Raw genomic sequence first — 23,208 nt, forward strand, 5'->3', positions numbered from 1 at the left:
ATGTTAGGAGGCGAACGGGGTGTCCTAGGTCACCGGCCGGTTTTCCGGTCGGCGGCGGGTCCACGGGATAATGATCTGTTGAGTGCCGGACGCCGTCTCGGCGGACCGGTGACGTCACGATGCGGGAGGGGTTGCCGTGACCGAGCGCGCGACCGTAGACATGTGGTTCGACCCGATCTGCCCGTGGGCCTGGCTCACCTCACGGTGGCTGTTGGAAGTGGAGAAGGTCCGGCCGGTCCAGATCAATTTCCATGTGATGAGCCTGTCGGTCCTCAACGAGGGCCGCGATCTGCCGGAGCAGTACCGGGAGCTGATGGAGACGGGCTGGGCACCCGTACGGATCTGCATCGCCGCCGAGAAGAAGTACGGCCCGCAGGTGCTGCGTGACCTCTACACCGCGCTCGGCACCCGGATCCACCCCGGCCACCAGGAGCGGGGCGTCGAGCTGTACGCCGAGGCGCTGGCCGAGGCGGGGCTGGACCCCGACCTGGTCAAGGCCGCGGTCAGCACCGAGTACGACGAGGCCCTGCGGGCCAGCCACAACGCTGGAATGAAGCCCGTCGGCACCGACGTGGGTACCCCGGTCATCCACGCGCCAGGCCCGGACGGCAGCCCGGTGGCCTTCTTCGGCCCGGTGGTGACCCCGGCGCCCAAGGGGGAGGCGGCCGCCCGACTCTGGGACGGCGTCCTGCTCGTCTCCGCGACCCCCGGCTTCTACGAGTTGAAGCGGTCCCGCGAGCAGGGTCCGATATTCGACTGAACCACGTACGGATTTCGGCGAACCGCCCGGACACGATCGTCACAGTCGATACCGTGACCGTGTCTGGGCGGCCCGCCCCGGGGAACGGTCGCGGGGTGCGTCGCCGTGGTCGCGCGGGCTGTGGCCCGCCGTACGGGAGGCACCCGATGGTCGAGCACCGCCGCACAACCGCCGAGGAGTCCCCGGGCCGGCTCGGGGACGAGGCGAGCCGCAACCTCGGGGACGAGGTGAGCCGCAACCTCGGCGCCGAGTACTGGTCGGTGGATGACTGCGGCTGGTCCAGCCTGTGTCCGGGACTGCCGGAGAACCTGGTGGACCTGCTGGCTCCGCCCATCCTGGTGGGCGCGGTGCCCACCGGTCACCTGGTGACGACCGGCCGACCGGGCTGGTCCCGACCCGGTGACTCACGCCGGCCCGGTGGGCGGCACCGACGACCGGTCGCCGGCCCCAGCTGACTCGCCGGCCCAGCCGACACCGGGCCGACCGGGCCGACCGGTGACTGTCCGATCTCCAGGACACCCCGGGGTATCCGTGAGCGGCGCGTGCCGGCGCCGGTAGCGTCTCGGGTCATGACGGTCGTACACCCGATCAACCGGGCCTGGATCTCCACCGGTGGCACCGGCGCGCAGAACTACGACGAGTTCGCCGACGACGCGGAGATCACCGCGATCATCGAGGCCAACCCGCACAGCGCCCTGGCCATCGAGATGCCGCACCGGGCGCCGGACAGCCTGGGCCGGTCCTTCGCCGAGTCGCTGCCCGCCGCCGCGGAACGGCTGGCCGAGGCGAAGGCCGACGGCAGCTACACCCCGGCCGAGGACGTGGTGGTGCTCTACCGGATCAGCTCGGCCGTCGAGGAGCCCGCGTACGGGCTTTTCGCGCTGGTGGACACCGGGGAGATCTCCACCAGCGCCGACGAGCCGGGCCTGGTGATCCGCAACGAGGACGTGTTCGTGGAGAAGGTCCGGGAGCGGGTCGCGCTGGCCGACGCGGTCGGGCACCTGCTCTCCCCGGTCCTGCTGTTGCAGACCGGCAGCGGGGCCCGGCTGCACGCGGCCCTGGCCGCGGCGACCGAGGCGGCCGGCGTGCCCGCGGCCACCGACGTCGACCAGGCGGGGCGTACCCACGCGATCTGGCTGCTCGGGCCGGGCCCGTCCCAGGACGAGCTGCTCGCGCTGGCCGGTGGCGGCGAACTGGTGGTGGCGGACGGCAACCACCGCAGCCTGGCCGCGCAGACCGGCGGGCTGTCCCGGTTCCTCGCCGTGGTCACCACCCCCGCGTCGGTGGCCATCCAGCCGTACAACCGGCTGGTCAGCGAGCTGACCGTGGACCAGGGCGAGCTGCTGGACCGGCTCCGGGCCGCCGGGGTCGAGGTGACCGAGGCCGGCACCACGCCCGTCGTACCGGCCCCCGGCGAGCCGGTACGGCTCTACGTCGCCGGCCGCACGTACGAGGTGCGGCTGCCGGTCGGCGGTGCCGGCGGGGTGGACGACCTGGACCACGCGCTGGTCGAGCGGGTGCTGCTGCGGGACGTGCTGGGGCTGGACCCGGGCGACAAGCGGATCACCTACGTCGGTGGCGACTACCCGGCGAGCTGGCTCGCCCGGGAGGTGGACGCCGGCCGGGCCGAGCTGGCCGTGCTGATCGCGCCGGTCACCGTCGACGACTTCGTGGCGGTGAACCTGGCCCGGCAGAAGATGCCCCGCAAGAGCACCTGGTTCACCCCGAAGGCCCGCGGTGGCCTCGTACTGGCCGAGTTGTCCGACCGCTCGAAGTGATCCTTGTCCGGCCGGGCCCGCCCGCGGTGCGGGACCGGCCGGCGGGCTGACACACTGCCCGGTATGCGCGTCTACCTGGGAAGTGACCACGCCGGCTTCGAACTGAAGGTGCATCTGGCGAACCACCTGGCCAACTCCGGCTATGACGTGGTGGACGTCGGACCCCGGGCCTTCGACCCGGACGACGACTACCCGACCTTCTGCCTGCACACCGGGACCAGGACGGTCGCCGACCCGGGCAGCCTGGGGGTGGTGATCGGCGGTTCGGGCAACGGCGAGCAGATCGCCGCCAACAAGGTTCCCGGGGTACGCGCGGCGTTGGCCTGGAACGTCGAGACCGCCCAGCTCGCCCGGCAGCACAACGACGCCAACGTGGTGGCGATCGGGGCCCGGCAGCACACCCTGGACGATGCGACGAGCCTCGTCGAGGCGTTCCTCACCACGCCGTTCTCCGGCAACGAGCGGCACGCGCGCCGGATCGAGCAGGTGGCCGCGTACGAGAAGGCCCACGACCTGCCCCCGCTGCCCTAGGGATCGGGTCCCAGGACCCGGGTCCGAGGCCACCGGGCCGTTCCCGCGCGTGCGGGAACTGTCGCGTGCGGGGACTGTCGCGTGCGGGGACTGTCGGTCGGCCGGTCAGCGCGAGTGTCTGGGCAGTTCCTCGCGGGGCGTCCAGTTGCGCCGGACGATCGTCAGTTCCGCCTCCGCCGTCGCGAGCTGGCGGTCGGTGGGCCGGGCCGCGTCCCGGGCCCGCATCGCGGCGGTCACGCCGACCTGCGAGGAACCCGATCCGACCAGGCCGCGCAGCCCCCGGTCCCCGTCCCGATCCTCCACGGGCGGGGCACCACGGCGCCGACCGGTCGGTTCGGGCGCCGGGTCGGACACCTCGCTGGTGACCGCCGCCGGTTCCGTCCGGTTGGCCCGCGCCACCCCGTCGCCGGGCCGACCGCCGTCCGGCGCGTCGATCTCGGCGCCGTGCCGGGACCGTCGCCGCCGCCGCTCCACGTCCGCCATACCCCGACGGTAGCCGGTAACCGGCCGGACCGCGCCGGCCGGTGGGATCGGGTTCGGCCGGCTCCGCCCCGCGGGTCCGGGCACCCGTTCAGAAGAACTCGGTGCCCGCCGGCCCCGGATGCCAGCCGAAGCCGGCACTCGCCCTGGCCACCGCACCCGGCCGCAGTTCCCGAACCCGCCCGACGGTGTGCAACGCGGCCAGCGACGGGGCGCCGAGATAGATCGCCCCGAGGTCACGCACGTCGCACCCCAGGTCGGCGGGCTCCGGGGTGGCGACGCAGCGGGCGCCGTCGAGGTCCCCGGTCAGCCGCCACCGACCGGCGTTCTCCGGCAGCAGGGCGTCGGTCACCTCCAGCACCACGTCGACCGGGGCCGCGTAGCGGCGGGCGGCCAGCGCCGTGGGCACGTCCACCAGCCGGATCCAGAGTCCGTCCCGCAGCCCGGCACCGAGCCGGGCGTGCTCGTCGACCAGATACAGCAGCGGCTCGTCCAGCGCCGCGAGCTGCATGGTCACCGTGCGGGTCAGGTCGATCGAGAGCAGGAAGCTCCACAGCGCGGCGTACGAGTCCGGGTTGACGGCCGTCAGCTCGCGCAGCAGCACCGTGCCCGCCGGTCCGCCGTCATTCCAGTCGCCCCGGACCCGGTACAGGGCGTAGCCGTCCACCCCGTCGGGACCCGAGTGCAGCACCGCGCGCAACTCGGTGGCGCCACCCCGGCGGCCGGGTGGGTCGGCCAGTGCCTCCCGCCACCAGGCGTCGTTCCGGCTCGACCGGCCGGGCCGGCCGGCCGGGGCGGACCGGACCAGGTCGTGCAGCCGGGCCAGGTCCGCGCGGACGGCCTGCGGATCGGCCAGCGACACCCCCTCCACGGGGTGGGACAACCGCGCCTCGCGACTGTCGACCCGCAACGACAGCCGCTGCGCCGCGCGCCCGTAGCCGAACCGTGGATAGATCCGTCCCTCGCTCGCCCAGAGCACCGCGACGGGTTCCCGACCGGCGTCCCGGATATCGCGTAGCTGACGGTGCATCAGCCGGGTCAGCAGCCGGCGGCGCCGGTGGGTGGGCGCGACGCCGACCTGGGTGACGTGCGCGGCCGGCAGCACGGCTCCGGGCACGGTCAGCTCCCGGGTGAACGCGCCGGCGTGCGCCACCAGGCTGTCGCCGTCCCGGACCAGCAGGGCCCGGTCCGGCTCGTAGACGTTTCGGGCGCTGTCCCGCTCGTCCGCGTCGAACGTCTGGAGGAACACCGTACGCAGCAGCTCGAAGACATCGTCCCAGTCTTCCGGGGTGCCGGTCAGGATGGGCGGTTGCGCGTCGGTCATCCCCTCTGTCTAGCCGAGCGGTGCCAGGGGCGGCGACCCCTTTGTCGGCTCGTTACCCTCGGATGTGGGACGGGTGGCGGGGATCGGACCGCGCCCGATGGGGAGGAACCATGTCGGACCAGTTCCAGCCGTGGGCCGAGCGGACCGTCGAGCTACCGCCGGAGGAGCACGGATTCCGCCGTGGGGTGGCGTCGGTGGGAGCGCCGCGTACGCCACGTACGGAGAGCTTTCCCACGGTGTCGCAGGAGCCCACCGGCACCGGGTGGCCGGACGCGGAGGAGCTCCCGGTACGGCGACCGCTCGGGTACCACCTGGCCCGGTTGCGCCGGGGCGGCGAGTGGAGTGCGTTCGGTGGCCTGTTCGCCTTCGTCTGCTGGGGTGTCTGGGCGATCTCCTCCCGGGGTGACCTGTCCAGCCCGGTTGCCGCCTTCGTGCTCACCCTGCTGGTCGCGGTGGGCCTGTTCGCGCTGGCCCGGCTGCTCGGTCGGATGGTGTGGGAGCGGCAGCTCGGTCGCCCGCGCCGGACCGCTCGGGGCGCCCACCTGGTGACCGGGATCTTCCTGGCCGGGGTTGGGCTGGCCTACCTGCGCCAGACCGACTGGGTGATGTCCGCCTGGCACTGGGTGTTCAACTCGTGACCCGGGTTCCGGCGTGATTCAGGCCACCGGTTGCTGAGTCGACTGACCGGGGTGCCCGGAGGCCGTGTTCGGCCAGTGGGCCGACCCGCCACCCCCGATCGGCGCAACCGGCCAGCAGATCCGGCAGCGCGTCGAGGGTGGCCCGCCAGGAACCCGGCGCGCAGGTGCGGTCGGAGTCGTGCAGCAGCACGGTGCCGCCGCCGGTGAGGCCGCTGCGCACGGTCACCAGCACGGACCTGGCCGTCGCGCCGGCCGTCCAGTCCCGCCCCCAGCAGGTCCACAGCACCGGGGTCAGCCGTAGCCGCCGGGCGGCGACCAGGGCCGCCCCGGTCAGCACCCCGTACGGCGGGCGGTAGAACACCGGCGACCGGCCGGCGGCCTCGGCGATCACGTCCCGGGCCCGGGCCAGGTCCCGATGGGTCGAGCGGGCGTCGGTGAGCAGCAGGTTCCGGTGTCCCCAGCCGTGCACGGCCACCTCGTGGCCCGCCGCGACCAACTCGCCGACCAGTCCGGGAGCCCGGACCGCCGCCGCGCCGAGCAGGAAGAAGGTGGCCCGGACCCGGTGCGCCGCGAGGACGTCCAGGAACCGGGGCGTGGCGACCGGGTCCGGCCCGTCGTCGAAGGTGAGGGCGACCCGGTCCGGTGCGCCCCGGCCGGACAGCCCGGGAAACCAGCGCAGCCGGACCGAGGGCAGCACCGTGGCCGCCGGCAGGGCCTGCGCCAACCCGGCCGAGGCCAGGGTGGCCAGTGCGGTGCCGGCGACCGCCCGGATCCGATGGTACGTAGGCATCCGTCCGTTCTACCCGATCAGGCCGGTTTGTTGGCGTCTTCCGGCGGCTCGGCGTGCCCGCGTTCCCGGACGATGGCGACCGGGCAGTGACCGTGGTGCAGCAGTTGCTGGCTCACCGAGCCGAGCAGCAGCCCGGTGAAGCCGCCGTGACCGCGTGAACCGACCACGACCAGCGCGGCCGACCGGCTGGCCTCGACCAGCGCCGGCCCCGGGCTCTCGGCCAGCACCGAGACGTCGACCGGCACCCGCGGGTACTTCTCCCGCCAGCCGGCCAGCAGTTCCTCGACCGACCGCCGTTCCGCGGCGCTGACGTCGGTGAGGTCGAACGCCGGCAGTTGCCACCCGGTGGCCGGTGGTGTCCAGGTCGCGACCACCCGCAGCCGCAGGTCGCGGGCGGCGGCCTGCTCGAAGGCGAAGCCGAGCGCCAGCACCGAGGCGGCGGAACCGTCCACCCCGACCAGCACGTGGTTCGGGGCCTGCGGTCCCGGCCCGCCCGTCCGGACCACCACCACCGGGCAGCCCGCGTGGGCGGAGACGGTGACCGCGGTCGAGCCGACCAGCAGCTCCGCGAAGCCGCCGCGGCCCCGGTGCCCCAGCACCAGCAACGCGGCCGTGCCGGACAGCTCCCGCAGCACGACGCTCGGCGACCCGTCCCGGACCGTCCCCGAGACGACCACGGTGGGCCGGGACTCGGCGGCGCGGGCGATCGCGGTGTCGAGCAGCCGCTGCGCGGCTGGCCGGGCCGTCGGATCGGGCCGGTACGTCGGGCGGGCCGCGACCGGGCCCGCAACCGTGGGCAGTTCCAGCGCGAACACCAGCCGGACCGGCGCGACGGACCGGGCGGCCTCGTCGAGCGCCCAGTCGAGCGCGGCCTCGGCGCCGGGGGATCCGTCGTATCCGACCATGATGGGTAGGGTGGTCATGGCAACCTCCTCGCGGAACGCGGCGGGATTTCTCCGCGCACCCCAAGCGAACGCCGGTCCGGTGGGTTCCGGCAGGGGCCTGTGGCCCGGTTCCACCCGTCGGACGGCCCGGTGTGTGCTCCTCCCGGCCCGTTCGGCCGTACCTACCATGGGTGCGGAAGCTCGCCGGCCGTCGCGAGTGGTACCGGCACCCGGGGCCGGCGCGGTGGTGGCGGCCCGAGCAAACCGGCGACGACAGGCAGGCGAAACGAATGAGTGAACAGGCAACCCCCGCTCGTGGCACGGCGCGGATCGGGGTGACCGGACTGGCGGTCATGGGTCGCAACCTGGCCCGCAACCTGGCCAGGAACGGCTTCCCGGTCGCGGTACACAACCGGTCGCCCGAGCGGACCCGCAGCCTTGTGGCCGAGCACGGTGACGAGGGCACGTTCGTGCCGAGCGAGTCGCTGGCGGACTTCGTCGCCTCGCTGGAGCGGCCGCGTGCGGTGATCGTGATGGTCAAGGCCGGTGCGCCGACGGACGCCGTCATCGACGAGCTGATCCCGCTGCTGGAGGCCGGCGACATCGTGGTGGACTGCGGCAACGCGCACTACGCGGACACCCGGCGGCGGGAGGAGGCGCTGCGTGAGCACGGGCTGCACTTCGTCGGCACCGGGGTGTCGGGCGGCGAGGAAGGCGCGCTGAACGGCCCGAGCATCATGCCGGGCGGATCGGTCGAGTCGTACCAGAAGCTCGGCCCGATCTTCGAGAAGATCGCCGCTCAGGTGGACGGCACGCCGTGCTGCGCCCACATCGGACCGGACGCCGCCGGGCACTTCGTCAAGATGGTCCACAACGGCATCGAGTACGCCGACATGCAGCTCATCGCCGAGGCGTACGACCTGCTGCGGACCGGGCTCGGCGCGGAGCCGGCGGAGATCGCGGAGATCTTCTCGGGCTGGAACTCCGGTGACCTGGAGTCGTTCCTCATCGAGATCACCGCGGATGTGCTGGCGCACACCGACGCGGCGACCAAGCGGCCGTTCGTGGACATCGTGCTGGACCAGGCCGAGCAGAAGGGCACCGGCCGGTGGACGGTGCAGAGCGCGCTCGACCTGGGCATCCCGATCACCGGTATCGCCGAGGCCACCTTCGCCCGGTCACTGTCCGGGCACGCCGACCAGCGGGCGGCGGCGGTCCGCGCCTTCGCCGAGGTGGACGCCGCCCCCGCGCCGTGGGCGACCGGCGACCGGGAGACCTTCATCGAGGACGTCCGGCGGGCGCTGTACGCCTCGAAGATCGTCGCGTACGCCCAGGGGTTCGACCACATCGAGGCCGGCAGTGACGAGTACGGCTGGGACGTCGACCGGGGTCAGCTGGCCACCATCTGGCGGGGCGGCTGCATCATCCGGGCCCGCTTCCTGGACCGCATCCGCGAGGCGTACGACGAGCAGCCCGACCTGCCGAGCCTGCTGGTGGCGCCGTACTTCGCCAAGGGCGTGACGGACGGCGTGCCGAGTTGGCGGCGGGTCGTCGGGGACGCCGCCCGGTACGGCGTGCCGGCACCGGCGTTCTCCTCGTCGCTGGCGTACTTCGACGCGCTGCGCCGGGACCGGCTGCCGGCCGCGCTCATCCAGGGCCTGCGGGACAACTTCGGCGCGCACACCTACCGCCGGGTCGACCGGGACGGTTCCTTCCACACCGAGTGGGCCGGCGACCGCGCCGAGTCACCCGCCTGAGTCGTCGGGACGCCACCGGCCCCGCTCTCCGGGCCGGTGGCGCCCTCCGACCACCGGAGGAGCCATAACCTCGGCTGGGGCGGGTATCCGCCCGGCATGGCGTCCCAGCGGCACAGACCGGACGCCGCGCGGAGGCGGGATGCGGCCGGGCCGCGGCGCCTGCACGTCGACGCGGTGCTCGCCGACCTGCGCCGGCGCACCGCCGCGACGACCCGGGAACGGATCCGGCAACTCCAGCTCACGGCGATGCTCGCGTTGCAGGGAGCGGTCGCCGCCAGCCTGTCCTGGATGATGGCGCACGACGTGCTGGACAACCCGTCGCCGGTGTTCGCGCCGGCCGCCGCGGTCGGCGTGATCGTCTCGTCGGTCGGGCAGCACCTACGGCGGTCCGTCGAGCTGGTCATCGGGGTGGTGCTCGGCGTCGCCGTCGGCGACTTCCTGGTGAACCAGCTGGGCACCGGCTGGTGGCAACTGGGCCTGATCGTCGGGCTGGCCATCGTGATCGCCCTGCTGGTCGGCGGGCGGGGCACCCTGGTGGCCCAGGCCGGCAGCACGGCGGTGCTGATCGCCGCCCTGTCCCCGAGGTCGGGGATGCTGGAGTTCCCGCGCATCGTCGACGCCCTGGTGGGTGGTTCGATCGGCCTGGCCGTGGTGATCCTGCTGGTGCCGCTGAACCCGATGCGCATGGTCGACCGTTCGATGGGTCCCGCCGCGGAACTGTTTGCGAAGCAGCTCGGAGCCGCTGCTCGGGCTCTCGCCGAGCGCGACGCGGTGGCGGCGCAGCGGGCCCTCGACGGGTTGCGGGACATCGCCACCGACATCGGGCGGATCCGTGAGGCGCTGAGCGGTGCCCAGGAGGCGGTCTCGCTCGGACCGGTCCACTGGCACCGGCGCCAGGTGCTGGACGAGGTCGCCACCGGGGTGGAGCAGGTGGATCGGGCCGCCGGGAACGGCCAGTCACTCATCAGGCGGGCAGTCACCCTGATCGAGGACGGGGAACCGGCTCCGGACCAGCTGTCGACCGCGATCGGACGGCTGGCCGAGGCGGTGCGCCAACTGGGCCGGGACTCCCGCGGCGGCCGGTCCCCGGAACGGACCCGGCGGACCGCCCTGTTGGCCGTCAGCGAGGCGGCCACGGCGTACGACCAGGGGCTGGGTTTCTCCGGCACCGTGGTGGTGGCCCAGGTCCGGACGATCACCAGCGACCTGCTGCGGGCCTCCGGCATCGGCCGGACCGAGGCCAACGACATGGTGCATCGGGTCGCCGCGCGGGCCGCCGAGTTCGGTCCGGCCAACGAGCGGTCCGGCGCGCCCGCCTCGGACGTGGAGGCGAGCTGACCGTGAGCCCTCGGACCGGGTGCGGGGCGAGGAAGATCAGCCACGTCCCAGAGCGGGAAGCCCGGCTTGTTTACAGTGCCGGATCTGCCCACATGCGGAGGTAGCCGAGAACCACCACCGTTCCCGCCAGTAGCAGGAGCACCGTGGGCGCCACGAGCCATCGCCATTGTCCCCACCGCCCCGCCAGAACCACGCTGTAGACCATTGCCGAGACACCGGCCAGGAGGATGGGAGGGGTCAGAATCCCCGCGATGATCCACCGGTTCGCGTTGAGATAGCCACCAGCCACCGCGATCAGATAGATGATCGCGGCAGCGATGAGGTTCGCGACGACGTTGACCCCGACATCGCGAGCCAGTTTCCGCCATCCCCGCTGACTCCGCACCTCGGCCTCCACCGGACCAGGGTGCCCGACCGCCGCCACGCTGGTGGGTGCGGGTCGGCCTGTCCGGGCGGGCGGCAGTGACTCCCGGCCGGTCAGAAGGTCCCTGGCGAAGTGACTACCCCGGGTGTATGTACGCGGGTTATACACGCGGGTTATAGTGGCCGGCATGAGCGTTCCCCTCACCCTGCTCGGCCTGCTCGAGCGGGAACCGAGCCACGGCTACGACCTCAAGCGCGACTACGACACCTACTTCGGCCGGGGCCGACCGCTGCCGTTCGGGCAGGTCTACTCCACGCTCGGCCGGCTGACCCGGGACGGCAAGGTGGTGGTCAGCGAGGTCGCCCCGGGTGACGGGCCGGACCGCAAGCGGTACGTCATCACCGAGCGCGGCGCGACCGAACTGGACGCCTGGCTGACCGAGCCGGTGGAGGCCGAGCCACACCTGCAGACCGTGCTGTTCACCAAGGTCACCCTGGCGCTGATGCTCGACCGGCCCGCCGAGGAGTACCTGGACACCCAGCGCCAGGCCCACCTGCGCCGGATGCGGGAACTCACCGAGATCCGGCGCGGTGGCAACCTGGTCGACGCCCTGCTCGCCGACCACGGGCTGTTCCACCTGGAGGCCGACCTGCGGTGGATCGACACCACCGCCGCCCGGCTCAGCGCGCTCGCCGAGGCGGTGCGGCGATGACGGCGTACGCGCTCGAGGCCCGGAACGTCGCCCTGTCGTTCGGCGCGACGCCCGCGTTGCGCGGCGCCAACCTGGCGGTACGGCCCGGCGAGGTCGTCGCGGTGATGGGGCCCAGCGGCTCCGGCAAGTCCACCCTGCTGCACTGCCTCGCCGGCATCCTGGTCCCCGACTCCGGTGAAGTCCACTTCGACGGGCAGCGCCTCGACACCCTCAGCGAAACCGCCCGCAGCGGCCTGCGTCGCGAGCACTTCGGCTTCGTCTTCCAGTTCGGTCAGCTCGTCCCCGAGTTGACCGCCGAGGAGAACGTGGCGCTGCCGCTGCTGCTCGGCGGCCTCCGCCGGTCCGAGGCGCTGAGCCGGGCCCGCCCGTGGTTCGACCGGCTCGGCCTGTCCGGCCTGGAGCGCCGCCGCTCGGGCGAGCTGTCCGGTGGTCAGGCGCAGCGGGTCGCCCTGGCCCGCGGCCTGGTGGCCCGACCCGAGGTGCTGTTCGCCGACGAGCCGACCGGAGCCCTCGACACCCTCACCGGCGAACAGGTGATGAACCTGCTGGTCGACGGCGCCCGGGAACAGGGCGCGACGGTGATCCTGGTCACCCACGAGGCCCGGGTCGCCGCGTACGCCGACCGGACGGTGCTGGTCCGCGACGGGCGGGTCACCGCCGACGAGCCGGTGCGGGCGGCGTCATGATCCGCTTCGGATTCCGGCTGGCCCTGGCCGGCGGTCGGGAAGCGGTCACCCGACTGGTCATCATCGTCCTCGCCGTGACCGCCGGGGTGGGCATGTTGCTCGCGGTCGTGGCCGGGGTCAACGCCGTCAACGCGCAGAACCCCCGGTACGCCTGGCTGGCCCCGGCCCCCGACGCCGGCACCCCGGTGCCCGGCGTGGACCCGCTGTGGGCCGCCAAGCGGGACGACTACGTGCGGCACACCCTGGTCACCCGGGTCGACCTGGCCGCCACCGGACCGCACTCCCCGGTCCCACCCGGACTGCCCCGGGTGCCCGGACCCGGCGAGTACTACGCCTCGCCGGCGCTGGCCGACCTGCTCGGCACCATGCCGGCCGACCAGCTCGCCGACCGCTACCCGGGCCGGCTGGTCGGCACGCTCGGCCGGGCCGCGGTGCCCGACCCGGACACCCTGATGGTCGTGGTCGGGCGTAACCCCGCCGAGCTGTCGGCGCTGGACGGTGCCATCCAGCTCAGCCGGTTCAACACCGATACGCCGCCGGTCCGCGCCGACGCGCTGAAGCTGGTCCTCGGCGCGGTCGCGGCCGGGCTGCTCTTCCCGCTGCTGATCTTCACGGGCACCGCCACCCGGCTGTCCGCGGCCCGCCGGGAACAGCGGTACGCGGCCATGCGGCTGGTCGGCGCCACCCCCCGACAGATCTCCCTGATCGCCACCGTGGAGGCCGCGCTCGCGGCGGCCGTCGGCACGGCGCTCGGCTTCGGCGTGTACGCGGCACTGCACGGCGTCCTGGCCACCATCCCGTTCACCGGCAACCGGTTCTACCCGGACGACCTCGCGGTGCGCCCGGTGGACATCGTCGTCGTGGCGCTCGGGGTGCCCCTCGCGGCGGCGCTCGCGGCCCGGCTCGCGCTGCGCCGGGTCCGGATCTCCCCACTGGGCGTGAGCCGGCGGGTCACCCCGCGACCGCCGTCGGCGTACCGGCTGCTCCCGCTGCTGCTCGGGCTGGTGCTGCTCGGCTACCTGCTGTTCCGGCGGCCCGAGACCAGCACCGCCCAACTGCTGACCTTCCTGCCCGGGATCCTGCTGGTGATGACCGGCCTCGTCCTGTCCGGGCCCTGGCTCACCATGATGGGTGCCCGGCTGCTGGCCGCGCGGTCCCGCCGGCTGGCCACCCTGGTGGCCGCCCGCCGGCTGGCCGACGATCCACGTGCGGCGTTCCGCGCGGTCAGCGGGCTGGCCCTGGCGCTCTTCGTCACCACCGTGGCCACCGGGGTGATCTCGACGATCGTCTGGGAACGCGGTCCACACGACGGCGGCTCCGGGACGGGCACCACCATGCAGATGTGGTTCGCCGACCCGCAGTCGGCTCAGCCGGCCGCCGGCGTGAGCGGCCTGGACACCCTGCCCGGGGTACGCGACCTGACCGTGCTGCGGGAAAATCCGCAGCACCGGCCGAACGAGCCGGAGACGCTGGCCAGCTGCCGGGACGTGCTGCGGGTGCCGGGCCGGGGCGGTTGCCCGCCCGGGGCGGCCGTCGTGCGGGTGTGGCCGGACTTCACCGGCTGGCGCGGTGCGCCGCCGCCCGCGCAGTGGCCGGCCGTCCCGATGTCCGAGGCGGAGTTCGCGCGGCTGCCGGTGTACTGGATCCTGCTGGACACCGACGGCGCCCAGTCCACGGTGGAGCGGGCCCGGACGGTGCTGGAGCGGGCCTATCCCGACAACCGCTTCGCGCCGAACATGCCGGGCGACTTCGAATCCGACGTCAACAAGGCGCTCGTGGCGTGGCAGCGGCTGGCCGAGGTGATCATCGTGGCCAGCATGGTGGTGGCCGCCGCGGGGCTCGCGGTCAGCATCGCCGGCAGCCTGGCCGAGCGGAGGCGGCCGTTCAGCCTGCTGCGGCTCACCGGCGTCCCGCTGCGGGCGCTGCGCGGGGTGGTCGCGCTGGAGACCGCCGTACCGCTGCTGCTGGTGGCCGCCGTCGCGATCGGAGCGGGTCTGCTCACCGCGTACCTGTTCCTGCGCGCCCAGATGCACTACTCGCTGCGCCCGCCCGGGCTCGGCTGGTACGCGCTGGTGGCCGCCGGCCTGCTGATCTCGCTGGCCGTCATCGCGAGCACGATGCCGCTGCTGCGCCGGATCACCGGCCCGGAAACCGCCCGCAACGAATGACCCGCTGAAAGGAAGGGCCCCTTGTTATCGCTTCTTGTCTAGGAAGGGGCCCTTCCTGACGCCCCGAGGGTGACGCGCTCGGCCGGCGGCGACCTCGACCTCGACCCTCGACCCGCGACCCGCGACCCGCGACCCGCGACCGGCGACCGGCGGCCGGCGACCGGCGGGTTCGGTGGGGCCGGCGTGCTGATGGCGCCTGGTCGGTCAGCCGGACGTCAGGCGGTAGAGCGGGAAGGCCCGCTCGGCGCCGCAGACGATCACGCGGGAGTCCCACGAGCAGGTCTCGCCGCGTACGTCCCGGAGCTGGCCGAGCTCGGCCACCTTGCCGGACCGGGACCACACGCCCGCGACGCTGATGTCGTCGGTGGACGAGCTGGGCTGTTGGGCGAAGAACAGCAGGTTGCCCTTGTCCAGCCGCACCCCCACGCCGTCCCGGTCGCGCAGCAGCACCTTGCCGTGCGGGTCGAAGAGCGTGGCCGCCGGCTCCGGGGAGGTCCGCTGGGCCAGCAGGCGGTCACCGAACGGGACCAGCCCGGTGGCGTGCGGCGCGGCCATCCGGACCGGAGCCGTTCCCTCGGCGGCGGCGACCACCTCGGTCGTGGTCGCGTCGAAGTCGCGCGTCTCCAGCAGACACGCCCGCGCGTCGCCACAGGGCACCAGGGCCGCCGGGCGGGCGCGGTCGTTCGGCGCCGTGTAGAGCACCGTCGGCTCCCCGAGTCCCTTCAGGTCGTACGCCAGCAGCCGGTAACCCCCGTCGTTGTTGGCCACGTACAGGTGTCCGTCGTACGCCGTGACCAGATCGTCGGGGCTCGCCACGTTGGGCCGGCCGCGTACCACCGTGCCCCGGTCCATGTCGACCAGCCGGGCCGAGTGATCCGCGCCGATCTGGACGAGCTGCCCGGCCGCGCCACGCCACGGGTGGCGCGGCCGGCCCGAGAAGCCCGCCGACCCGGCCAGGGCGTCCGCGCCGGTGACCGGATGGACGCTGGTCCGGGCGTACCCGGAGGAGTCGCGCGGGCTGGGCAGCGACCAGCGTTCCTTCCCGGTGCCGAGGTCGAGGCCCACCAACCGGCCTCCGGTCCGGTCCACCTGCACGGCCGTCTCGGCGGTGAACAGCAGGTCGTCGTCGCCCCGGACGGGCCGGCGCCACCGTTCGGTGCCGGACCGGCCGTCCAGCACCACCAGGTCGCGTGGGGTGTCGTCGCCCGACGCGTCGGCGACGACGGCGAGCGCGCCGGGTACGGCGACCAGTCGATCCCAGTCGCCGGCCGGAGTGGAGATCCGCTTCCGCCACTTCTCCCCGCCGGTGCGGGTGTCGACGGCCACCAGTTCGAGCTGGTCGTCGGCCAGGGAGTAGCCGAGATAGGCCCGGTCATCCAACAGCGCGGTGAACATCTCGGCCGGCCGGTCCTGGCCGACGTCGACCCGGGCCAGCTCCGCCAGCGGCTGGAAGGCGAGGTCCGGGTAGCGATCCCGGGTCAGGTAGAGCACGCTCGCCACCACCACGCTGGCGAGCGCCACCGCGGCGCCCGCGGCGATCCACCAGGCCCGCCGGTGTGCCGGCCGGGTCGGTACCCCGCCGGGTGGCACCGACCCGGGCACCCCCGATCCGGGTACGTCCGCCGCACCGTACCCGGGTCCGCCGGACCGACCGGCTCCGCCGTGGACTGGTACCGGCGGGATCGGCGGTCCGGCCGGGCTGGTCGGTCCGGGTGGAATCGGCACGGCGGCCACCCCGGGTGCCGGTCCAGCCAGTCCAGCCGGTCCAGCCAGTCCAGTCGGTACTGCCGGTCCAGCCGGTGCGGGTGGGCTGGGCGCGGCGGCCGGCGGCATCCCCGGTACGCCGGAAAGCGCCACCACCCGGGGTCCGGGCAGGTCCGTCAGCGCGCCCTCGGCGACCGGCAGCTCCGGCTGTTCCAGCACGGTCGGCGAAACGCCGAGTTCGGCGTGCAGCAGCCGGGCCACCAGCGGCATCCGGGACGACCCACCGACCAGGAACAACCCGGACAGCCGCGCCGGTGCGACGCCGGCCGCCGTGATCACCTCGCGGGTCTGCGCCACCGCCCGGGTCAGCAGCGGTCGCACGGCCCGTTCCAACTCGTCCCGGGTCAGCTCGAACGCCGCGTCCAGGCCCGGCACGGCGATCGGCGCCACCGTGGCCCGGGACAGCATCTCCTTGGCACCCCGGACGTTCTCCCAGAGTTGGTGCCGGTTGCGCCACTGGGTGGCGGACGTCGGTGTGGTCAGCCGGTCCCAGTCCGCCGGGTGGGCCGCCGCGACCCGCGCGCCGATCAGCTCCGCGACCGCCGCGTCGAGGTCCGCGCCACCCACTTCGGCGCCGCCGGCCGACACCACCGCGAAGCCCGAGTCGCCCCACGGATCGGCGCCCTCGTTACGCAGTACGGCCACGTCGAGTGTGCCGCCGCCGAAGTCGAAGACCGCGATCGTCTCGCCGACCGGCACGGGCCGGTGCAGCAGCTGGGTGTAGTAGCGGGCGGCGGCCACCGGTTCGCGCAGCAGCCGGGTGCCCCGGGGCACCGGTCCGGAGATGGTGTGCTCGGCGGCCGGCGGCCAGCCCGCCCGGACCAGGGCGTCGGCGAGCACCTGCCGGTGGGTGGCGTCCCAGGTCGCCGGGCAGGTGACCACGGCTGTCGGCAGGAAACCGACCGCGCCGACGGCGGCCTCGGCCACCGCCCGCAGGATCGCGGCCAGCAGTTCCGCCGGTGCGTAGTCCTCGGCGCCCAGCCGGATCGTCGGTTCGGTGATCCGGCGCTTCGGGTACGGCTCGTACCGGGTGGGGTCGGCCTGCGCGAGTCGCTGGGCGTCAGCGCCGACGTGCAGCCGTCGCTGCGGGTCGGCGTACACGCCGGAGGGCAGGATGGGCCGTCCGTCGACCAGCAGCGGCCGGGTCCGGCCGTCGGGTCGGCGTAGCACCGCCACGGTGTTGGAGGTGCCGAGGTCGACGGCCAGGGCGAACCCGTCGTGCTGGTCGGCCATTGCCGGTACCTCCGCCGGATACTGAGGATCTTCGGCCCCGCATCGTACGCGGCCGGGACACCCGCCCTGATGATCCGGTCAGGGAGGGAACCGCATCGACGAAGCGGTGCGGCGACCACACGCCCTGTTATCGTACTGTTACCTACGGATGGATGTTTCCGGCAGTATCATGATCGTCGATTGCCTAATCATTCGGTAAACGGAAGTAGCGGGTCCCTGCTTCCTCTCACTCCGGGCCGATGGTGTCCCCTTCTTCATCCGTCAGCGGACTGCTCCGGTCGCGATTGGCGCGGCAGGTCGACGGACGTGCGACCAATGGGAAGGAAGCATCCATGGACGAGACCGCCGGCATTCCAGAACTCCCGGTAACGGGGGTCACCAGGCGCCGCCTGATCGTCGGCGGCGCCGCAGCGGTCGGTGCTGCTGGCGCGGCGGCGCTGCTGGGGCCGTCAACCCCGGCGGCGGCCGGGAAGGCACTCGAGCAGGCCGGGCCGGCCGAATTTAATGACGAATATCTTATGACAATCAGCAATAACGCATCCGACACGATCGGTGGGGTCAACTACGGTTATCTGACCTATCCGGGTGTCGACGTGTTTATGTACAACAATGGATACAACGGGGTGTTCGGCGATGAGCACCTCAGCGGCATCACCCTGACGCTGCACGGTCAGCGCGTGGCCGGAAATGGTGACATCCACCTGCTTCCCGTACCGGAGCAGTGGGATGCCGCGACCCCGGCCACCTCCTCGCCGATCGCCGCCACCGGCGGTCCGCGCCAGTACGACCGGGTCAACAACGTCATCACCCTGCCCATGCGGTACGTCTACGCGACCGGCCCGACCGTACCCACCGAACTCGCGATGAGGTACGACCTGCGGGCCACGCCCGAGCCCGGCGGGGTCCGGTTGGAGGTCATCCTCCGCGACGACCTGCCCAGGCAGCTCGCCGGCTCGGCGGCGTTCAACCTGGAGTTCATCCCCTCGCTCTACCGGTCGAAGAGCTACCAGGTCGACAGCGACGGCGACGGCAGCTACGACACCTTCGGCGTCTTCCCGCTGTCGCCGGAGGACCCGATGGACGAGGACTGGCCCCGGCCGAAGCTCGTGGGCAACGCCTGGTACGTCGACCAGTGGAACGCCGAGAAGGGCGACGCCCAGCCACGCGCGCTGGCTCGCGGCCACAAGTTCGCGCTGGCCCCCGAGGACGAGCTGGTGAAGCTCACGGTCGAGTCGGATGAGCTGCTGTCCCTCTACGACGGCCGCAACCGTTCGCAGAACGGTTGGTTCACGATGAGTTCGAAGATCCCGGTCGACGCCAAGGCCGGCCAGACGGTGGCCACCTGGCACGTCAAGGCCCCGGTGCGGCCCAACTGGGTACGCGAACCCAACATCGCGCACAGCCAGGCCGGCTACGCGACGGGCCTGTCGAAGGTCGCCGTCATGGAGATCGACGTCAACGACAGGGACGCCCCCGGCACCGCCAGACTGGTCCGGCTGAACGCCGACGGCAGCTACCCGACGGTGCTCACCGGTGAGCTGGGCGCGGCCCGGCCGTGGGCCCGCTACAACTACCGCGACTTCGACTTCAGTTCGGTCCGGACCCCGGGCATGTACGCGATCGAGTACCACGGCCGGCGCACGGACGTCTTCCCGATCGCGGACGACGTCTACGACCGGAGCTGGCAACCGGCGCTGAGCGGGTTCCTCGCGGTGGCCATGGACCACATGCAGGTACGCGAGGGTTACCGGATCTGGCACGGTGCCCAGCACCTGGACGACTGCCGCCTGGGTGAACCCTTCGCCAACTCACCGACCACCGGCAACTACATCCCCTGGTTCGACGGTCAGGCGGTGGCGCTCGAACCGACCATCCCGCAGGTGGTGAAGGACAAGGGTCTCAAGCCGGGCGACCGGATCCCCGGGCTGAACCAGGGCGGCTGGTGCGACGCCGGCGACTTCGACATCGAGATCGGCAGCAACATCGGCGTGCTGCAGAACCTCATCTACACCGCCGAGACGTTCGACAACCTCGACGGGTACGACACCCTGTCGGTGACCTGGGACCCGGAGACCGGCGGGACCACCGAGCTGCACCGGCCCGACGGGACACCGGACATCGTCCAGATGGTCAAGCACGGTGCTCTCCAGATCCGGGCGCTGATCGAGAACGTCGGCATCGCCGTCGGCACGATCGAGGTGCCGACGCTGCGCCAGTACACCCACCTGGGCGACGGCTCGACCGACACCGACGGGTACATCTACGACAAGAGTCTGGGTGAGAACGAGATCGTCGAGCGGGACGGGAAGGTCTACTCCGGCCGGAACGACGACCGGATGCTGATGATCTACCGCAACGCGTTCGGCGGGGTCGTCCCGACGGCGCTGCTCGGCGGCGCGGCCATCGGCATGGCCGGCGCGGCCACCGTGCTCAAGGGCCACGACGACGCGTTCGCGGCCGACTGCCTGGCCACCGCCGAGGCGATCTGGGCGAAGGAGGGCCAGGCCGCCATCGACGGCACCAACGCGGGCGTCCGGGGCAACGCCTTCAACACCCTGGTGCAGCTCATCCTGGCGACCGAGGCGCACGGCAGGACCGAGCGGTACGCCTTCTACACGGCGAAGCTCGTCGAACTGCTGGCCAAGGCACCGGCCGGGACGACGAACCCGTTCAACACGTTCCTGCCGATCACGAACTACTACACCGCCGCACTGGTACTGAACCAGATGGACAAGGTCCAGCCGGGCTACCGGAACCAGGTCCGGGAGGCGACCATCGCCGCGGCCGGGACGTACGCGTACAACCCGACGACCCCGTTCGGGTTCGGTGAGAGCCTGACCGCCACCTGGGGACCGGGCACCGGCAAGTACCAGGTGGGGTTCAACGCCACCATGCTGCTGAGGAACCTCGGCACCTCGACTCCGGGGCTCGAACCGCTGAAGGACGTGATCCTGCGCGGCGTCAACTACACGCTGGGGTGCCACCCGTACAACGACACCTCGTGGGTGACCGGCGTCGGGGTCAACTCGCACCAACTGCCGTACAACTCCAACCGGGCGGACGGCGGCAAGATCCCCGGTTCGATCGTGCCGGGATACATCAACTTCCGGCCCAACTTCCCGGAGTCCCTGGACAACTTCGCCTTCCTCTGGGCCGAGAACGAGGCCACGATCGGCTCGGTCGCCCTCTGGATCGCACCCGCCCGGATGGCCGCCGAACTGGCCCACGAGGCAGCCGCCGCCCGTACCGCCGCCGACTCCGCCCGGACCGCCGCGGGCCGTACCGCCGCCGCGGCCGGCACCGCCGCGCCGGCCCGGGACTTCACCGGCAGGTACCTGATGAAGGTCCGGGAGACGCCGTCCGGCACCACCGGACTGCCGTACGAGACCCTGACCGCCCCGGGCTTCGAGCTGTTCATGTACAACCAGACCTTCTCGGGCGTCTTCGGTGACCAGCACTGCGCCGGGGTCGAGTTGGTGCTGCACGGCGAACGGATCGCCACCAACGGCGACCTGCACCTGCTGCCCACCCCCGAGCAGTGGGACGCCACCCCCGCCCCGATCCTGAAGGCGCGCTCGTCCCAGAAGGCGACCCGGACGGTCAGCGCCACGCTCACCCTGCCGGGCACGAAGGACGGCCGGAAGCCTCCGGTGGACTACACGCTGAAGGCGACGCCCGAGCCCGGCGGGGTGAAGCTGACAGTGGTGCTGGACAAGCCGCTGCCGGCCGACCTGGTGGGCAAGGCCGGGTTCAACCTGGAGTTCATCCCGGACCGCTACCGGACGAAGACCTTCCAGACCGACACCAACGGCGACGGCCGGTACGACGAGTTCGGCGTCATCCCGCTGCTGCCCTTCGACGACATGGAACCGAAGGAGCGGGCCCGCACCGACGACCAGGCCTGGTACGTCAAGGAGTGGAACTCCGAGCGTGGCGACCACCAGCCGGTCCCGCTCACCACGGGCCGGACCATCACGCTGGCGCCCGAGGATCCGCAGAACCGGATCCGGATCACCTCCGACAGCGGCGACCTGCAACTGCTGGACGGACGGAACCGCGCCCAGAACGGCTGGTTCGTCGTGCGGACGGTCTTCAAGGCGGGCAGCACCCGACTGGTCTGGCACATCCGGGCCGACGTCGAAAAGAACTGGACCCGCCGGCCCAACATCGGGCACAGCCAGGCCGGCTACGTGCCCAGGCAGTCCAAGGTCGCGATCATCGAGCTGGACCCGAACCAGCGCGGCCCGGAGACGGCCAGCGTGGAGCGGGTGAACGCCGACGGGACGATCACGACGGTCTTCATCGGCCGGCTGGGCCGGGCCAGGCGCTGGCTCCGCTACGACTACCGGAACTTCGACTTCTCGAAGGTCACCGCCGCGGGGGTCTACCGGATCAACTACGCCGGGGTACGCACCGAGGTGTTCGTGATCGCCGCCGACGCGTACGCGAAGTGCTGGCAGCAGACGCTCAGCGGATACCTCGCGAAGCAGATGGACCACATCGCCGTACGGGACGCTTACAAAATCACACACGCGGCCTCGCACATGGACGACGCGATCATGTGGCCGCTGCTGGGCGAGCCGTTCCGGGGCCAGCCCTACGACGGCACCTGGTTCGACGGGCAGAACTTCGCGCCCACCAGCCGGACCAACACCACGTACCACTCCCTGGAGCACATCCCCGGCCTGGCCGTGGGCGGCTGGTACGACGCCGGCGACTTCGACGTCGAAGCCGTCCGCAACGCCGGGGTGATCGAGGACCTGGCGATCGCCTGGCGCGAGTTCAAGCCGGCGTACGACACCCTGGACGTCAAGTGGGACAAGACCACGGGCGGCATGGTCGAGTTGCACCGCCCGGACGGCACACCCGACCTGCTCCAGCAGATCAAGCACGGCGCCCTGGGCATCCTGGCCCGGATCGACGCCGTCGGCTACAACTTCAAGGTCGTCGAGGTGCCCACGCTGCGCCAGTACACCCACCTGGGCGACGGGGCGCGGGACACCGACGGGTACAGCTACGACCCGTCCCTCGGCGAGAACGAACGCGACGGCCGCCGCTCCGGCCGGCAGGACGACCGGCTCGCCATGGTCGGGGTCAAGGACCCGAACCTCCAGTACGCGGCGGCGTACGCGCTGGCGGCGGCGGCCAGCGTGCTGGGGGAGTGCGACGCCCCGCTCGCTGCACGGTGCCTGGAGGCTGCCAGGCACATCTGGGACACCGAGACGCTGATCCTGTCTCTGGACGGGATCCCGTCGACCGACACCAGGGCGATCGCGGCGGCCCAGCGGCAGATGGCGACCGAGTGGACCGCCGCCATCGAGCTGCTGATCGCCACCGGCGGAGACCAGAAGTACCTTGACGCGATCAAGGCCCTGTGGCCGCTCGTGAAGGTCGCCGACGGCCGGTACCTGTCGTTCGGCGCCGGCGGCTGGAAGGCCGCGTTCGTGCTCGACCACCTGCACCAGGCGTTCAAGTCCGACTTCCGGTCGGCCATCGCCGACTACAAGCGGGCGTACGACGCCTCCGTCGCCGACAACCCGTACGGCGTGCCGCCCACCGTCGGCATGTGGGGTGGCAGCACCGGGGTGCTCGACATGGGCGTCAAGATGTACTTCCTGCACAAGGTCGACCCGCACACGATCAGCGCGGACTACACGTTGCGGGCTGCCACGTACATCCTCGGCACCCACCCGGACAACGACACGTCGTGGGTCTCCGGCGTGGGCACGTCCTCGGTGGAGCACGCCTACGGCAACACGCGGGCCGACGACACCTTCGTGGCCGGCGGCGTCGTCCCGGGCTACGTCCAGATCATGCCCGACCTGCCGGAAGCCAAGGACAAGTTCGGCATGCTCTGGTTCGAGAGCGAATACGTCATCGACACCGCCGCCAAGTGGATCATCGTCGGCAACGCCATCAACACCCTCGTGTAGATCATTGCCTTCGCAATCATCTGTGACAACACCGGCAGCGCATTGCCGCGCGATTCGCGTGGCTGACT

17 protein-coding genes are annotated in these 23,208 nt (G+C 72.4%); 11 read left to right on the forward strand and 6 right to left on the reverse strand.

Annotated elements, in window-relative coordinates; translation table 11 throughout:
- Positions 1-136: 136 nt before the first annotated feature.
- The 4 genes from ACXN5W_RS18930 (at position 137) to ACXN5W_RS18945 (ending at position 3,069) form a co-directional block, all read left to right on the forward strand.
- Positions 137-760, forward strand: coding sequence for a mycothiol-dependent nitroreductase Rv2466c family protein (locus ACXN5W_RS18930; RefSeq protein WP_473159647.1), 624 nt, complete (start codon positions 137-139; stop codon positions 758-760).
- A gap of 146 nt (positions 761-906) precedes the next feature.
- Positions 907-1,215 (forward strand): hypothetical protein, encoded by a 309-nt coding sequence (locus tag ACXN5W_RS18935; RefSeq protein ID WP_473159648.1) that lies wholly within the window; start codon positions 907-909, stop codon positions 1,213-1,215.
- A 114-nt stretch (positions 1,216-1,329) separates the two neighbouring features.
- Positions 1,330-2,538, forward strand: a complete 1,209-nt coding sequence (locus ACXN5W_RS18940; RefSeq protein ID WP_473159649.1) for a DUF1015 family protein — start codon at positions 1,330-1,332, stop codon at positions 2,536-2,538.
- Positions 2,539-2,601: 63 nt separating this feature from the next.
- Positions 2,602-3,069 (forward strand): ribose-5-phosphate isomerase, encoded by a 468-nt coding sequence (locus ACXN5W_RS18945; protein ID WP_473159650.1) that lies wholly within the window; start codon positions 2,602-2,604, stop codon positions 3,067-3,069.
- A gap of 105 nt (positions 3,070-3,174) precedes the next feature.
- Here the strand turns inward: ACXN5W_RS18945 and ACXN5W_RS18950 are convergent, their stop codons facing one another.
- A complete protein-coding gene (locus tag ACXN5W_RS18950) occupies positions 3,175-3,552 on the reverse strand; it encodes a hypothetical protein (protein ID WP_473159651.1) in 378 nt (125 codons plus the stop codon).
- Positions 3,553-3,640: 88 nt separating this feature from the next.
- Positions 3,641-4,873, reverse strand: coding sequence for a GNAT family N-acetyltransferase (locus ACXN5W_RS18955; protein ID WP_473159652.1), 1,233 nt, complete (start codon positions 4,871-4,873; stop codon positions 3,641-3,643).
- A 110-nt stretch (positions 4,874-4,983) separates the two neighbouring features.
- On the opposite strand from ACXN5W_RS18955, the gene ACXN5W_RS18960 reads away from it, so the two are divergent.
- Complete coding sequence (locus tag ACXN5W_RS18960) at positions 4,984-5,511, forward strand: hypothetical protein (protein ID WP_473159653.1); 528 nt, start codon at positions 4,984-4,986, stop codon at positions 5,509-5,511.
- On the opposite strand, the gene ACXN5W_RS18965 is transcribed toward ACXN5W_RS18960, so the two are convergent.
- Positions 5,501-6,301 (reverse strand): polysaccharide deacetylase family protein, encoded by an 801-nt coding sequence (locus tag ACXN5W_RS18965; protein WP_473159654.1) that lies wholly within the window; start codon positions 6,299-6,301, stop codon positions 5,501-5,503. The genes ACXN5W_RS18960 and ACXN5W_RS18965 overlap by 11 nt on opposite strands.
- A gap of 17 nt (positions 6,302-6,318) precedes the next feature.
- Complete coding sequence (locus ACXN5W_RS18970; protein WP_473159655.1) at positions 6,319-7,224, reverse strand: universal stress protein; 906 nt, start codon at positions 7,222-7,224, stop codon at positions 6,319-6,321.
- Positions 7,225-7,475: 251 nt separating this feature from the next.
- On the opposite strand from ACXN5W_RS18970, the gene gndA reads away from it, so the two are divergent.
- Positions 7,476-8,942, forward strand: coding sequence for an NADP-dependent phosphogluconate dehydrogenase (gene gndA / locus ACXN5W_RS18975; RefSeq protein WP_473159656.1), 1,467 nt, complete (start codon positions 7,476-7,478; stop codon positions 8,940-8,942).
- A 96-nt stretch (positions 8,943-9,038) separates the two neighbouring features.
- Positions 9,039-10,280 carry an FUSC family protein gene (locus ACXN5W_RS18980; RefSeq protein WP_473159657.1) on the forward strand — a complete coding sequence of 414 codons (1,242 nt, stop codon included), beginning with the start codon at positions 9,039-9,041 and terminating at the stop codon, positions 10,278-10,280.
- 70 nt (positions 10,281-10,350) lie between these two features.
- Here the strand turns inward: ACXN5W_RS18980 and ACXN5W_RS18985 are convergent, their stop codons facing one another.
- Complete coding sequence (locus tag ACXN5W_RS18985) at positions 10,351-10,677, reverse strand: hypothetical protein (protein ID WP_473159658.1); 327 nt, start codon at positions 10,675-10,677, stop codon at positions 10,351-10,353.
- A 154-nt stretch (positions 10,678-10,831) separates the two neighbouring features.
- Here ACXN5W_RS18985 and ACXN5W_RS18990 point away from each other — a divergent pair, with 154 nt between their 5' ends.
- From ACXN5W_RS18990 to ACXN5W_RS19000, 3 genes are read left to right on the forward strand one after another with little or no spacing between them, the layout of a single operon-like run.
- The gene (locus ACXN5W_RS18990; RefSeq protein ID WP_473159659.1) at positions 10,832-11,356 is read left to right on the forward strand and encodes a PadR family transcriptional regulator; all 525 of its coding nucleotides are present in this window, start codon (positions 10,832-10,834) and stop codon (positions 11,354-11,356) included.
- Positions 11,353-12,042 carry an ABC transporter ATP-binding protein gene (locus tag ACXN5W_RS18995; RefSeq protein ID WP_473159660.1) on the forward strand — a complete coding sequence of 230 codons (690 nt, stop codon included), beginning with the start codon at positions 11,353-11,355 and terminating at the stop codon, positions 12,040-12,042. Before ACXN5W_RS18990 ends, ACXN5W_RS18995 begins: the two co-directional genes overlap by 4 nt.
- Positions 12,039-14,210: an FtsX-like permease family protein gene (locus ACXN5W_RS19000; protein ID WP_473159661.1), complete on the forward strand. Its 2,172-nt coding sequence runs from the start codon at positions 12,039-12,041 to the stop codon at positions 14,208-14,210. The genes ACXN5W_RS18995 and ACXN5W_RS19000 overlap by 4 nt, the downstream gene beginning before the upstream one ends.
- A gap of 204 nt (positions 14,211-14,414) precedes the next feature.
- On the opposite strand, the gene ACXN5W_RS19005 is transcribed toward ACXN5W_RS19000, so the two are convergent.
- A complete protein-coding gene (locus tag ACXN5W_RS19005) occupies positions 14,415-17,207 on the reverse strand; it encodes an Hsp70 family protein (protein ID WP_473159662.1) in 2,793 nt (930 codons plus the stop codon).
- A gap of 518 nt (positions 17,208-17,725) precedes the next feature.
- On the opposite strand from ACXN5W_RS19005, the gene ACXN5W_RS19010 reads away from it, so the two are divergent.
- Positions 17,726-23,140, forward strand: coding sequence for a glycoside hydrolase family 9 protein (locus ACXN5W_RS19010; RefSeq protein WP_473159663.1), 5,415 nt, complete (start codon positions 17,726-17,728; stop codon positions 23,138-23,140).
- Positions 23,141-23,208 lie beyond the last annotated feature (68 nt).

This window comes from Plantactinospora sp. A48 (assembly GCF_055793945.1).